The organism is Bradyrhizobium sp. Cp5.3, assembly GCF_000426265.1.
Lineage (GTDB): Bacteria > Pseudomonadota > Alphaproteobacteria > Rhizobiales > Xanthobacteraceae > Bradyrhizobium > Bradyrhizobium neotropicale.
Genome location: NZ_KE384515.1, coordinates 356,497 through 369,886, shown reverse-complemented (window position 1 = coordinate 369,886; position 13,390 = coordinate 356,497). Strand labels below are relative to the sequence as shown.

The 13,390-nt window shown below is 65.8% G+C and carries 12 protein-coding genes and 1 other RNA gene; 4 read left to right on the top strand and 9 right to left on the bottom strand.

What is annotated here, in order from left to right; translation table 11 throughout:
- Positions 1-48: 48 nt before the first annotated feature.
- Genes K289_RS0142700 through rsmH form a run of 3 tightly spaced genes read right to left on the bottom strand, consistent with a single transcriptional unit; the run spans position 49 to position 3,185 of the window.
- Positions 49-1,803 carry a penicillin-binding protein 2 gene (locus K289_RS0142700; RefSeq protein WP_027556887.1) on the bottom strand — a complete coding sequence of 585 codons (1,755 nt, stop codon included), beginning with the start codon at positions 1,801-1,803 and terminating at the stop codon, positions 49-51.
- Complete coding sequence (locus K289_RS0142695; protein WP_027556886.1) at positions 1,800-2,192, bottom strand: hypothetical protein; 393 nt, start codon at positions 2,190-2,192, stop codon at positions 1,800-1,802. Before K289_RS0142695 ends, K289_RS0142700 begins: the two co-directional genes overlap by 4 nt.
- A 3-nt stretch (positions 2,193-2,195) precedes the next feature.
- On the bottom strand, positions 2,196-3,185 hold the full coding sequence (gene rsmH / locus K289_RS0142690) for a 16S rRNA (cytosine(1402)-N(4))-methyltransferase RsmH (protein ID WP_027556885.1): 990 nt from the start codon (positions 3,183-3,185) through the stop codon (positions 2,196-2,198).
- Positions 3,186-3,697: 512 nt separating this feature from the next.
- On the opposite strand from rsmH, the gene K289_RS0142685 reads away from it, so the two are divergent.
- A complete protein-coding gene (locus K289_RS0142685) occupies positions 3,698-4,474 on the top strand; it encodes an N-acetylmuramoyl-L-alanine amidase (RefSeq protein WP_035688262.1) in 777 nt (258 codons plus the stop codon).
- Positions 4,475-4,629: 155 nt separating this feature from the next.
- Here K289_RS0142685 and K289_RS0142680 read toward each other — a convergent pair whose 3' ends face one another.
- Together K289_RS0142680 and K289_RS0142675 are read right to left on the bottom strand one after the other, a co-directional pair.
- Entirely contained in the window at positions 4,630-5,862 is a 1,233-nt protein-coding gene (locus K289_RS0142680; protein ID WP_027556883.1) for an RNA polymerase sigma factor, read from the bottom strand.
- Positions 5,862-6,215: a YciI family protein gene (locus K289_RS0142675; RefSeq protein ID WP_027556882.1), complete on the bottom strand. Its 354-nt coding sequence runs from the start codon at positions 6,213-6,215 to the stop codon at positions 5,862-5,864. The genes K289_RS0142680 and K289_RS0142675 overlap by 1 nt, the downstream gene beginning before the upstream one ends.
- 150 nt (positions 6,216-6,365) lie before the next feature.
- Between K289_RS0142675 and rnpB the strand changes: the two genes are divergently transcribed.
- Positions 6,366-6,794: RNase P RNA component class A (gene rnpB, locus K289_RS48150), an RNA gene on the top strand.
- A gap of 97 nt (positions 6,795-6,891) precedes the next feature.
- Here the strand turns inward: rnpB and K289_RS0142670 are convergent.
- Positions 6,892-7,350: a DUF983 domain-containing protein gene (locus K289_RS0142670; protein WP_082907858.1), complete on the bottom strand. Its 459-nt coding sequence runs from the start codon at positions 7,348-7,350 to the stop codon at positions 6,892-6,894.
- 49 nt (positions 7,351-7,399) lie between these two features.
- Here K289_RS0142670 and K289_RS0142665 point away from each other — a divergent pair, with 49 nt between their 5' ends.
- On the top strand, positions 7,400-8,776 hold the full coding sequence (locus K289_RS0142665) for a PLP-dependent aminotransferase family protein (RefSeq protein ID WP_027556880.1): 1,377 nt from the start codon (positions 7,400-7,402) through the stop codon (positions 8,774-8,776).
- Positions 8,777-8,783: 7 nt separating this feature from the next.
- On the opposite strand, the gene K289_RS0142660 is transcribed toward K289_RS0142665, so the two are convergent.
- On the bottom strand, positions 8,784-9,041 hold the full coding sequence (locus tag K289_RS0142660) for a hypothetical protein (RefSeq protein ID WP_027556879.1): 258 nt from the start codon (positions 9,039-9,041) through the stop codon (positions 8,784-8,786).
- 230 nt (positions 9,042-9,271) lie between these two features.
- Here K289_RS0142660 and K289_RS0142655 point away from each other — a divergent pair, with 230 nt between their 5' ends.
- Positions 9,272-10,015, top strand: coding sequence for a sulfite exporter TauE/SafE family protein (locus K289_RS0142655; protein WP_027556878.1), 744 nt, complete (start codon positions 9,272-9,274; stop codon positions 10,013-10,015).
- A 29-nt stretch (positions 10,016-10,044) separates the two neighbouring features.
- On the opposite strand, the gene K289_RS0142650 is transcribed toward K289_RS0142655, so the two are convergent.
- Both K289_RS0142650 and K289_RS0142645 read right to left on the bottom strand, forming a co-directional pair.
- The gene (locus K289_RS0142650) at positions 10,045-11,451 is read right to left on the bottom strand and encodes an MATE family efflux transporter (protein WP_027556877.1); all 1,407 of its coding nucleotides are present in this window, start codon (positions 11,449-11,451) and stop codon (positions 10,045-10,047) included.
- 74 nt (positions 11,452-11,525) lie between these two features.
- Positions 11,526-13,325: an ABC transporter ATP-binding protein gene (locus tag K289_RS0142645; RefSeq protein WP_027556876.1), complete on the bottom strand. Its 1,800-nt coding sequence runs from the start codon at positions 13,323-13,325 to the stop codon at positions 11,526-11,528.
- Positions 13,326-13,390 lie beyond the last annotated feature (65 nt).

Genomic DNA, 13,390 nt, shown 5'->3' with positions numbered 1-13,390 from the left:
CTTCAACAAAAGACCGACTCAGCACCGGCAATGGACCACCCCGGTTGATTACTGGGTTGTCCTGGATGCTGCAAGAATAAGGCGGTCCGCGGGCGGCAGGTCGAAGCGAGGCTCGATTCCGAGCAGTGGCGCGATACGGGCGATGACCTTGCCCCCCGTCGGCACAGCGTTAAAGCCCGACGTGATGAAACCATACGTTTCCGGCAACGGCTGAGGCTCGTCCAGCATGACGAGAATCTGATATTTTGGATCGTCGGAGGGCATGATTGCGGTGAAGGAGTTGAGCACCCGCTTCTTGGCATAGCGGCCGTTGATGACCTTCTCGGACGTGCCGGTCTTGCCGCCGATATAGTAGCCGGGAACATCGGCCTTCTTGGCGGTGCCGATCTCGGCGTTGAGCCGCATCAGATAGCGCATCCTTTCTGAGGTCTCGGGCTTGATCACGCGCTTGGCCATCGCCGCGGCTTCTGCTTCGCTGCGCTTGAGGAACGTAGGAGGAATCAGGTAGCCACCGTTCATCAGGGCGTTGATGCCCATCACCGCCTGCAGCGGCGCCACCGACAGTCCCTGGCCGAACGCGATGGTCACGGTGTTCAGCTCGCCCCAGTGGCGCGGCACCAGCGGTGCAGCGCTCTCTGGCAACTCGGTACGCAACCGCGTCAACTGGCCCATTTTGGCAAGGAACGCCTTGTGCGCCTCGACGCCCTGGCCGAGCGCGATCCGCGCAGCGCCGATATTGGAGGAGTAGGTGAATACTTCCTTGGTGTTGATGAAACGCCCGAGCATGTGGCTGTCATGGATGGTGAACTTGCCGTAGTGCAGGTTTCCGCGTGCATCCCACATCGAGTTCAGGTTGATTTTGCCGGAGTCGAGCGCCATGGCAAGCGTGAACGCCTTGAAGGTCGAGCCCATCTCGTAGACGCCGGTGGTCAGGCGGTTGATGCGGTCGGGGTCGTGCGCTTCCTTCGGACTGTTCGGATCGAAGTCCGGCAGCGAGACCATCGCCACGATCTCGCCGGTCTTGACGTTGGAAATGATGCCCGAGGCCGCCTTGGCGTGGAATTTCTCCTTCGCCTTGAGCAGCTCGTCGCGCAGCGCATGCTCGACCCGCAGGTCGACCGACAGCTCGATCGGCTTCTGCAGACGGTCGGTGGCAAAGCCGGCGCGGTGGAGATCGGCGAGGCCCTGATTGTCGAGCCACTTCTCCATGCCGGCGATGCCCTGGTTGTCGATGTTGACGAGACCGATCAGGTGGGCGACCTCGTTGCCGGTCGGATAGACGCGCTTGTTCTCGCGCAGGAAGCCGATACCGGGGATGCCGAGCTTGTGGATGTCCTGCTGCTGCTTCGCCGTGACCTCGCGCTTGAGCCAGACGAATCCCTTTCGGCCCGAGAGGCGCTCGCGCACTTCGGCTTCGTCGAGATCGGGCACGGTTGCCGTCAGCAACTCGATCGCCTCGTCCTTGTCGATGATGCGGCGCGGCTCGCCGAACAGGCTCGCCGCCTTGACGTCCGTCGCAAGGATGGCGCCGTTACGGTCGACGATGTCGGGCCGCGCGGTCGCGACCACCTCCTGTGACGCCGCACGGCGCGCACTGTGGGCGTCGGCGCCGATCGCGAACATCACGAGCCGGCCGCCGATCAGGGCATAGATCGAGGCGAAGGCGAGGATGGCAAGGCCGACACGCGCGCGGGCCTTCGCGGCGCGATCGACGTTGCGCCCGTAGAGCAGGCTGCGGATCAGCCGCTGCCGCCAGGGTTCAGCCGGTTTATTGGTCGGTTTCGCAGGCGTCGCCGGGCTCATTGCTTGTCCTCGCCCTGAGGCACGGAGCCCGTCACCGTGTCGGCATCGCTGGCGGCTTCGATGGTGTTGATCATGGAACCGATCGGATCCGGCTCGCCCGGCCTGAACAGGCGCGGCGGACGCTCCGGGAGGGTCTTGAGCGAGTCATACTGCGTGGCGTTGATCGGCTTCAGCGGCAGATGCCGCTCGGCGAGACCCTGCAGGCGCAGCGGCGCGTCGAGCTTGGCCCATTCGGAGCGCAGCGAGGCAATCGCGTCGCGCTGCTCCCGGATCTCCGCATGCAGACGCAACACCTTCTCGGTGCGGGCGGTGGAGTCCATCTTGATCCGGTAGACATAGGCCGCCGCGAAGATCAGCGCCCCGATGACGAGGAGGTGGATGATGCGCATGCGCTAGCCACCTTTCATCACGTCGGCGAGGCTTGGCCAGGACGACGGCTCGCCGTCCTCATGCGCGGGCGCAGCCGTGCGCTCGGCGGCGCGCAGCTTGGCGGAGCGCGCGCGCGGATTGTGCGCGACCTCGTCCTCGCCGGCCACGACCGGCCGCCGCGTCAAAAGCTGGAAGCTCGGCGTGACCTGCGCGATCTCCGGCAGATGCCGCGAGCCGCCGCCGGTCTTGGCGCGCTCGGAGAGGAAGGTCTTGACGATGCGGTCTTCCAGCGAATGGAACGAGACGACCACAAGCCGCCCGCCGGGCCTGAGCACGCGCTCGGCCGCGGCCAGCGCGGTCTTGAGCTCGTCGAGCTCTTCATTGACGAAGATGCGCAAGGCCTGGAACGTCCGCGTGGCCGGATGAATGTCGCCGGGCTTCGAGCGCACGACCTTTGCAACGATATCGGCGAGCGCGCGCGTGGTGGCGATCGGCGTCTCCTGCCGCGCCGCGACGATGGCGCGCGCGACTCTGCGCGAATGCCGCTCCTCGCCGAACAGATAGATGATGTCGGCGAGATCGCCTTCCGAGGCGCGCGCGACGACATCGGCCGCCGTCGGTCCCGCTTGCCCCATCCGCATGTCGAGCGGACCATCGAGGCGGAACGAGAAGCCGCGGCCGGCCTGGTCGAGCTGCATCGAGGACACGCCGACGTCCATGACGACGCCGTCGACGGCATCGACGCCTTGCGCGGCGCAGACCTCGGCGAGATTGGAGAAGCGGTCCTCGACCAGCGTCAGCCGGCCCGCGGCGCGCGCGACCAGCTCGGCACCGCCGGCAATCGCCGTTTGATCGCGGTCGATGGCGATCAGCCGTGTTTCCGCGACGTCAAGGATGGCGCGGCTGTAGCCGCCGCCGCCAAAGGTGGCGTCGACATAGATCCCGCCGGCGCGCGGCGCGAGCTGATCGACCGCCTCGCGGCCGAGAACGGGAATATGAGCAGCCGACGTCATGCGCCACGCCTGCCGAGCAGCCATGCAACAACGAGGGCGCGCAAACCCATGACGTCTCGAATTGTTCCATGTCGCGGCGGTTCCACGACCAAACCCTTGTACAGCACGCTCGCCAGCCCCGATCGTCAAAGGCCGCAAACCCTGTGTTCCCAGTGGAATTTGTCGGGCAGCCATGGGATTTCGAGCCAAAAACGCTTTGGCCGCCTCCGGACGCGGGTCGGCTCTTCACCACTCAGTAACGGCCCTTAGCGTTAAGAAAGCGTTGATCGGACCGATTACAAGTTGAGAAGTCCCATTCTGGTGATGCTTCATCCACACACAAGGCGCAAAATGCGACCGTTAACCGCGCCGCGCGATTGCGTGCAGCGGTAGGTAAAGGAATAGTAAAGAGAAGGGCTTGGCCCACGTTCCTGTCCGACCTGAGTTGTTCAATGCCGTCCGGTTCGTCCGCGTCATCTGGATCTGATTCGAAACGTCAGCGCGTTCTCCCGGTTCCCAAGGCCGCGGCGGGCATGAGGACGTTCGATCCGGATTCCTCGATCGTCTCGGACATCATCCCCTCGCCCAATCATGGCGAGCGCAACAAGGGACGGCAGCCGGACATGATCGTGCTGCACTACACCGGCATGCCCGACGTCGAGGGCGCGTTGGCGCGGCTTTGCACCGCCGGCACCGATGTCTCGGCGCACTATGTCGTGCTGGAGGACGGCCGCATCGTGCAATGCGTGCCGGAGGCGAGGCGCGCCTGGCACGCCGGCGTCTCGTCCTGGGCCGGCGAGGAGGACGTCAACTCCTGCTCGATCGGCATCGAGATCGTCAATCGCGGACACGACTGGGGTTATCCGGAGTTTCCGCTGCGGCAGATCGCGGCCGTGATCGCGTTGTGCCGCGGCATCATGCTTCGCCGCAAGGTGCCGGCGCACCGCGTGCTTGGCCATTCCGACGTCGCGCCCGCGCGCAAGAAGGATCCCGGCGAAAAATTCCCGTGGCATTCGCTGGCCAATTCCGGCGTCGGTCACTGGGTCACGCCTGCGCCCGTCGTGCGCGGGGAGAGCCTGATGCTCGGCACCATCAGCGACGAGGTGCTGAGCCTGCAGCAGGCGCTCGCAAAGTACGGCTATGGCGTGCCGCTGACCGGCAAATACGACGCCGCGACGATGGAGGTCGTCACCGCCTTCCAACGCCACTTCCGCCCGGCGCGACTCGACGGCGTTGCGGATCATTCGACGCTGTCGACATTGCAGGCGCTGCTGGCGAGCTTGCCACCGGAGGGGACGGCGGTCGCGTGACGGCGAAGGCCGCCCCCGTCATTGCGAGCGCAGCGACTTAGTAGACCCTCACCCTGAGGAGCGCGCTCTTCGCGCGCGTCTCGAAGGGCGAGGCCACCAGCCGGGCCTTCATCCTTCGAGACGCGCGTTCCGCGCTCCTCAGGATGAGGAACCGACTATCCCAATTCCTTCATTCGCCGCGCATAGAGCCGTCGCAACGGCTCGAGTTGGGTCGCCTCCGTCGCAACGACATACGCTTTGCGCGCCTCTTCCTTCCGGCCGAGCCGTCGCAACAAATCCGCCCGCACCGCGGGCAGCATCTCGTAGCCATCAAGCCCGCCCCGCGCCGCGATCGCGTTGACGAGATCGAGCGCACGCGCCGGCCCATCGACCATCGAGATGACCGCAGCATGGTTGAGCTCGATCACCGGCGAGGGGCTGATGCGCAGCAGCACCTCATAGAGGCCGGCGATCTGCGGCCAGTCGGTTTCCGCGTAGCTCGGCGCGCGGGCATGCAGCGCCGCGATCGCGGCCTGCACAGCATAGGGTTGCGGCCGGCCCGGCACGCGCAGCGCCTCATCCACCAGGCGCAGGCCTTCCTCGATCTGGGCGCGATCCCACAGCGTGCGGTCCTGCTCTTCGAGCAGCACGATATCGCCGGCCGATGTCGCACGGCCGGCGCGGCGCGAGTCGTGGAGCAGCATCAGGGCCAGGAGGCCCTTGATCTCGCCGCGACCCGGCATCAGCCGGTCGAGCAATCGAGCGAGCCTGATCGCCTCTGCCGCGAGATCGGGCCGCATCAGGTCTGGGCCTGACGTTGCGGCGTAACCTTCGGTGAAGACCAGATAGATCACGGCGAGCACGCCGCCGAGCCGCGGCTCCATCGCCGCGCGCTCCGGCACCTCATAGGGAATGCCGGCAAGCCGGATCTTCTGCTTGGCGCGGACGAGCCGCTGCGCCATCGCCTCTTCGCTGACGAGGAAGGCCCGCGCGACCTGCATGGTGGAGAGGCCGCAGACAGTGCGCAGCGTCAGCGCGACCTGGACCTCGGGTGCGAACGCCGGATGGCAGCAGGTGAAGATCAGCCGCAGCATGTCGTCGTCGAGCGTCGTCGGCGGCTCGTCGGGCGCCTCTGCATTCAGTTCGAGCTCAAGCACCAGAGCCTGCTGCTTGCCGCGGAACGCCGCGCGGCGGCGAATGCGATCGATCGCCTTGTTGCGCCCGACATTGACAAGCCAGGCGCGTGGATTGTCGGGCACCTCGCCCACCGACCAGCGCTCCAGCGCGACAGCAAAGGCATCCTGGAGCGCGTCCTCGGCGAGATCGAAATCGCCGACGAGGCGGATCAGCGTGGCCATGGCCCGCCCCGCCTCGTCGCGAAAGATCTTGTCGATGTCGGAGACAGAGATCACTTGTCGTAGATCATGACCGGCCGGACCTCGATCGACCCGTCCTTGGCGCCGGGAATCCGCGCTGCCATCCCGATGGCGGCGTCGAGATCCTTGGCCTCGACCAGATAGTAGCCGGCGAGTTGCTCACGGGTCTCCGCGAACGGACCATCGGTGGTCATGATCTTGCCGTCGCGAACCCGCACGGTGGTCGCGGTCGTGGTCGGCTGAAGCCCGTCGCCGGCCTTGAAGTTGCCGCTCTGGACGATGGACTGCGTATAGGCGCCGTACTCCGCCGACAGCTTCTTGCGGTCGGTCGGGTCCATCTTGAGCTTCTCCGCTTCGTTCCCATAGATCAGCAGCAGATACTGCATCGCTTAACTCCTGTTGTTCGGCTGGATCGCCGACATCCGGTCGAACGGGGCAAACACCAAACGACATCTTCAGGATAAATTATTTTCGCCCGCGCGTGCCCGGCGATATCGCCTTGACGAAACCGTCACAAATGGCTCATGCGTAGGGCGTCAGTCGGCCGGACGGCCGCTCCGGCAAGTGTCGAAAGGCCGCCGGGGAGGAAAGTCCGGGCTCCCTTGACATGCGGTGCCGGATAACGTCCGGCGGGGGCGACCCCAGGGAAAGTGCCACAGAGAACGAACCGCCCTGCTTCGCCTTCCGGCTTCGCAGGGCAAGGGTGAAAAGGTGCGGTAAGAGCGCACCGCGGTTCCGGCAACGGAGCCGGCATGGCAAACCCCACCGGGAGCAAAACCGAATAGGGACGGCTTAAGCGGGCTGTTCGCTTTGAGCGATAACGCCGCGGGGCGATGTCAGGCCCGCCGTCCGGGTAGGTTGCTCGAGGCAATGTGCAAACATTGTCCCAGAGGAATGGCCGTCACGTATCGCCTGCGCAAGCCGGCGGTGCCCTACAGAACCCGGCTTACAGGCCGGCTGATGTGCAATGAGGGGTTCGATGCCGACGCATCGGACCCCTCACCATTTTCGGCACCGTCATTCCGGGGCGTGCGCTTCGCGAGCCCCGGATGACGGTGTCGGTTACTGCCGCGCCGCCTTCACCAGCACCGGCGCAAGCTGGGCCGCCTCGCGCCGCTGCTTGCCGGCCTCGAAGCCGTGCATGCCGATCTGCCATTGCAGGCCGACGATCGCGCCCTTGGTCGGCTGCAGCAATGCGAGCGAGGCGAACAGCGTGACGGGCAGCCATACCGCAAGCTGCAGCCATACCGGCGGCGCATAGGCGGTCTCGATCGCGAGAATCGCCGGCACCACGAGATGGCCGACCACGACGATCACGAGATAGGCGGGGAAGTCATCGGCGCGGTGATGAAACAGCTCCTCGCCGCAATGGTCGCAGGTGTCGGCCACCTTCAGGAAACGGCCGAACACGTGCCCTTCGCCGCAGTTCGGGCACTTGCCGCGAAAACCGCGCCACATCGCCTTTGCCAGAGAGACTGAACCGGTCGCCATGACCACACCTCTTCCGTTTTGACGATCCATACAATAATATCTTGTATCCATACATTCAAAGGATTTGGGCCGAGCTTGCATGGATTGGATCCCTACAATCGCGGAGCTGAGCGGGCCGCGCTACCAGCGCATCGTCGATGCCATGGAGGCCGACATCGCCGCGGGCCGGCTGGTGCGCGGCCAGCAACTGCCGACGCAGCGCGCGCTAGCCAAGGCGCTCGACATAGATCTCACGACGGTGACGCGCGCCTATACCGAGGCGCGACGCCGCGGGATTCTCGAGGCCCGGGTCGGACAGGGTTCGTTCGTGTCGGAGACCAGCGCGCGCCGCGTCGTCGACCTGCCGCATCCGGTCGCGATCGACCTTTCGATGAACGTGCCGCCGCATCCGCTGGAGGCGCAGCTCGACGAGCGCATCATCGCGGGACTGGAGGCGATCCGCGAGCAATCGGGGCTGACCGCGTTCCTGAACTATCAGCCGCCCGGCGGTAGCGCGCATGAGCGCGAGGTCGCCGCGAGATGGTTGCGCGCCCGGGTCCCATCTGCACATGCCGACCGGCTCGTGATCTTTCCCGGCGCGCAGACCATTCTGTTCAACGTGCTCGCGCATCTCGCGCGGCCCGGCGATGTCGTGCTGACAGAGGCACTCACCTTCCCCGGCATCAAGGCGGCCGCAGCCCAGCTCGGCGTGAAGCTCGTCGGCGTGGCGATGGATGAAGGCGGTATCCTTCCGGACGCGCTTGCAAACGCGTGTCGCGAACACAAGCCGAAAGCCGTCTACCTCATACCAACGCTGCACAACCCGACGACTGCGACGCTCACCAGCGAGCGGCGCGATGCGATCGCAAAAATCGTTCGCGATGCCGACACGATCTTGATCGAGGATGACGCCTACGGGCTGCTGGATCGATCGGCATCGCCGATCGCCAACCTCATTCCGGAGCGGACGTATCTCGCAACCACGCTGTCGAAATGTATCGCACCGGCGCTGCGCGTCGCCTATCTGTTGGTACCCGACAGTGGCGCCGAGCAGGACATGCGCGGCCATCTGCAGGCCACGGTGCAGATGCCGGCGCCGCTGATGGTCGCGCTGGTGACGCATTGGCTCGAGAACGGTATCGCCGACCGCATCATCACCGCCATCCGCAACGAGGCGATCGGCCGCCAGCAGCTCGCGCAACGCGCGCTGAGGGGCCTTCAGTTCCTGGCGCGGCCCGCCGCCCACCATCTGTGGCTGCGACTGCCTGAAGGCCGCGACCGGCTCGACGTCACCGCCCATCTGCTGCGCAACGGGCTCGCCGTCATCGCCAGCGACGCCTTCGTCGTCGACGGAATGCCGCCGCACGCGGCACGCGTCTCGCTCGGTGCCGCGCGCAACCGGCCTGAATTGACGGAAGCGCTACGTATCCTGATCGGCGCGCTGCACAAGCCCGCCGAGATCAGACAGATCGTCTAGCAAGCGACTAATGGTGGCGACGATGGCGGGAATGCACGACCGGGGCGCCTGCCGCGGGGTAGGACGCGTAGGCATCGGCCGGTATGCCCGGCTGGCCGAGCGCCGCGCGTGCCGCCGGCGTGAGCTGCCCGCCGTTGAGCACGTCACGATCGGGATGAGCGGCCTGATAGGCCGCAGGCTCCGAGAGCTGGGCCTGCGCCAATGTCGGCATCAACGTCGCCGCGGACAACAGCGCGGCCGCAAGGGCTATCTTCGTGCCGGTCATGGTCATTCTCCATCGTCTCCTTCGGGACTGGCCAATCGGAGCGCACGGCGGCGTCGGGCGGGTCCCCCAGATTGAAGTACAACCGTCATGTAGGCGCATCCCTCGCGAAAGCCCGAGTGCCGGGGATCACGCTTGCGTGCGGTATGGAATTGACCTCTACGGCCGCAGCCGTGCTATGCGGGGATGGCGATCAAGAGTTCGGGATCGCCAATTACGACAAGGAAAATCTGTTGGAAACGCTCACCTATGCGCTGCTGCTGTTCGGCGCGCTGGCCGGCGGCTTCGTCTCGGGACTGGCCGGATTCGGCACGGCGCTGATGGCACTCGGCATCTGGCTCTACGTGCTGCCGCCTTCGCTCGCGGTGCCGCTGGTCCTGATCTGCTCGGTGATCGCCCAGACCTCGACGCTGCCGTCGATGTGGAAGAGTTTTGACCTCTCGCTGGTCTGGCCGTTCCTGATCGGCGGGCTTGCCGGCGTGCCGCTGGGAACGATGATGATCGCCTCCGCCGATCCCAAGGTATTCAAGCTGAGCGTCGGCATCCTGCTTCTGATCTTTCCGACCGCGCTGTACTTCAACAAGAAGCCGCTTGCCGTCAAGTTCGGCGGCCGCATCGCCGACGGCGCGATCGGCTTTGCCGGCGGCATCCTGGGTGGGCTCGCGGGACTCTCGGGACCGCTGCCGATCCTATGGGCCAACTTACGCGGCTGGAACAAGCACGAGCGGCGCGGCATCTTCCAGCTCTTCAATTTCACGGTGCTCGCAACTGCGCTGGCGGTGCAGATGGCCTCGGGCCTCGTCGCGCTGAAGGTCGCCTGGCTCGCGCTGATCGCGTTTCCCGGCACGCTCGTCGGCGCATGGGCCGGCGCGCGTGTCTATCACGCGCTCAGCGACAAGCATTTTGGCGACGTCGTGCTCGCGCTGTTGTTCCTGTCAGGCGTCGGCCTTGTCTGGAACAGCTTTGGCGCGCACTAGCCCTGTGCGCGCCATGCCGCGGACAGCCGCTACGCCGGAACGCGTGCGGGAGGCGTGACGGGCTCAGGCTCAGCCTGCTCCGAAGCCTCCTCCTGCCGGAACGACGCCAGACGTCTGCTGAATTCGCGGCGTAACAACCACAGGCTCAGCGCCGCCTGCAGTGTTGTCGCCGCGATCGACAGATACCAGACGTGCTCCATCCGAAAGCCGGGCCGCGTCGAGAGCCAGATCGCCGGCAAGGCATAGGTGAGTACCCGCATCGCCGAGCTCCACAGCACCGGCTTGGTATTGCCGAGGCCCTGGAACATGCTGGAGCAGGTAAAGATCAGCCCCTGCGCCACCATGTTGAACGAGATGATCCGCAAGAAGAGCGACGCGACCGTCATGGTCTCCCGATCGTTCGAGAAGCCGGCAAGCAAGAGGCCCGGCTTGAACTGCGCGAGGATCAGGAATTCGGTCATCACGGCGGTGACGATCAGCGCCGCCTTGACGAAGGTTTCCCGCACGCGCGCGCCATTCCCGGCGCCGAAATTCTGGCCGGCGATCGGCCCCGCAGCGAGGGCTATCGCGAGCCCCGGCATCTGGATCAAGCCCAGGACGCGCGTTCCGATGCCAAATCCGGCCTGGGCCGCCGGGCCGAAATCGCGCAGCACGTAATAAACCACGGCCATGAAGATGAAGATCATCGCGAACTCGCCGCCGGCGGGCAGGCCGACATTGAGGATCCTCTTCCACTGCCGAAGCTGCGGACGCCATTGCGCAGGGTGGAAGGCGACGTAGCGCTCGAGCCTGCGAAAATAGGCGAGCAACATCACCACGCCGATGAAGACGGCGATCGAGCTTGCGAGCCCGGCTCCGGCAACGCCGAACGCGTGTCCGGTGCCCCAGCCCAGGATCAGCACCGGCGCCAGCGCGATGTTGATGACGACCGCAAGCGCCTGGACCAGCATGGTCGGCCGCACGATGCCGGTGGCCCGCAGCGCGGACGCCATCACCTGCGTGGCGAATTGCAGCGACAGTGCCGGCATGAACCAAAGAAGATAGGTGGTGCCCGCTTCAATCGTGGCCTCATCAGCGGCAATCGAACGCAAGTAGAGGCGCGACAGCGCAAGGCCCGCGATCGACGTCGCCAGTCCGAAGAGCACCGACAGGACGACCGACTGGTTGAAGACGAGATTGGCGTCGGCGCGGTCCTTGCGTCCTACGGCGTGCGCGATCAGCGCAACCGTGCCGACGCCGAGCACCTGCATCAGCGCATTGACGAGAAAGCCCGCGTTGCCGGCCGCAGCGACGCCCGCAACGGCCGCCTCGCCGAGGCTCGAAACAAAGTACAAATCGACCAGCTGGCAGATCATGATCGTAATCATGCCGACCATGATCGGGGGCGCCATATTCAGGATGTGACTCACGATGGAGCCGCGTGTCAGGTCTTTCATGTCATTCCATCCTTGATGGCATTCCTTGGTGGCGTGGCTTCGGGGCGTTCGCCCCGCAGGCCACGCGCCATTCCTCATTCCGCTGCTGCGATGTGTCCGAGCTCCACCACCTGGCGCTCGAACAGTCCGCGATAGATGCCACCGGGCTTGCCTGCGAGCACCGCGTGCGTGCCCTGTTCGACGATCTCGCCGCGGTCGAACACCAGGATGCGATCGAGGCCGCGCACCGTCGAAAGCCGGTGCGCAATCACGATCGAGGTCCGCCCCTTCATCAGCCGCTCCATCGCCTCTTGGATCAGCGCTTCCGATTCCGAATCGAGGCTCGAGGTCGCCTCGTCCAGGATCAGCACCGGCGCATCGGCCAGGAAGGCGCGGGCCAGCGCCACGCGCTGGCGCTCGCCGCCCGACAATTTGACGCCGCGCTCGCCGACCAGCGTGCCGTAGCCCTTGGGCAGACGCAGGATGAAGTCGTGCGCGTTCGCCAGCCGCGCGGCCTGCTCGATCGCCTCCAGGCTGGCGCCAGGCCGGCCATAGGCGATGTTCTCGGCGAGCGAGCGGTGGAACAGGATCGGGTCCTGCTGCACGATCGCGATCTGGCTGCGCAGCGATTGCTGCGTAGCCAGCGCGATGTCCTGGCCGTCGATCAGCACGCGGCCACCGGTGACGTCGTAGAGCCGCTGCACCAGCTTGACGAAGGTGGTCTTGCCGGAGCCGGAACGGCCGACCAGGCCGACCCGCTCGCCGGCGCGGATCGTCACCGACAGCCCGTCATAGAGCGGCGCGCGATGACCGCCATAGTGGAACGTGACGTCGTCGAACACGATCTCGCCACCTTCGATCGCGATCGGCCGCGCGCCTTTCGCATCCGCGATGCCGATCGGCTCGTCGTGGATTGCGACCAACTCCTCCATGTCGTTGACCGAGCGCTGGAGGTTGTTGATGTGCATGCCGACGTCGCGCAAGTACGCATGGATGACGTAGTAGCTCGTCAGCACGTAGGTGACGTCGCCGGGCGAGGCGCGCCCCGCCATCCACAGCAGCACCGAACCGCCGATCACCGAGCCGCGCAGGCATAACAGCAACGAGAGCTGCGACAGCGCGGTGTAGTTGTAGCGCAGCCAGGTTCGCCGCACGCGCACGCGCCAGCGGTTGATGACGCGGGCAAGCCGCGCATCCTCGCGCGCTTCGGCGCCGAAGGATTTCACCACCGCATTGCATGTCAGCGCGTCCGCCAGCGTGCCGCCGACCTTGGTGTCCCAGGCGTTGGAGACGCGCGCGGCCGGCGCGATGTAGCGCGTCGAAAACCACACCGTCATCGTGACATAGATCACCGCACCGAGCGCGATCACCAGGCCGAGCGAGGCCCAATGCACGCCGAGCAGTATCATCGATCCGATCAGCACCAGCAGCGACGGCGCCAGCGCCATCAGGATGGTGTCGTTGAGGAGGTCGAGCGCCCACATGCCGCGAGTGATCTTGCGCACCGTCGAGCCCGCGAAGGAGTTGGCGTGCCAGTCGGTCGAGAAGCGCTGCACGCGCATGAAGGCGTCCTGCGCGACATCGGACATGATCTTCAGCGTGAACGGCACGATCGCCTGCAGGCCGGTCAACCGCAGCACCATCGAGGCCGCGCCCAGCGCCACGATCGCGCCGAACGCGACGAGGGCTGCATGACGCGCTTCGGGATCGGACGGGCCGCGCGTCAGCGCATCGACCAGATGACCCGAGAACACCGGCATGAACAGGTCGGCAATGGTCGCACCTAACAGTCCGCCGGCGACGACGAGGCTTCGCCCTGGCTGCTTCAGCCAGTGCCGGAACACGAAGGGCAGCACCACGCGTATCGCCGCGGGCTTCTTTGACAGAGCGGTCATGGCATCATCCGGCCGCTTTTGCCGCAGGCCGGCTCCATTGATGGACGCATACCGGCCTCGAAGGC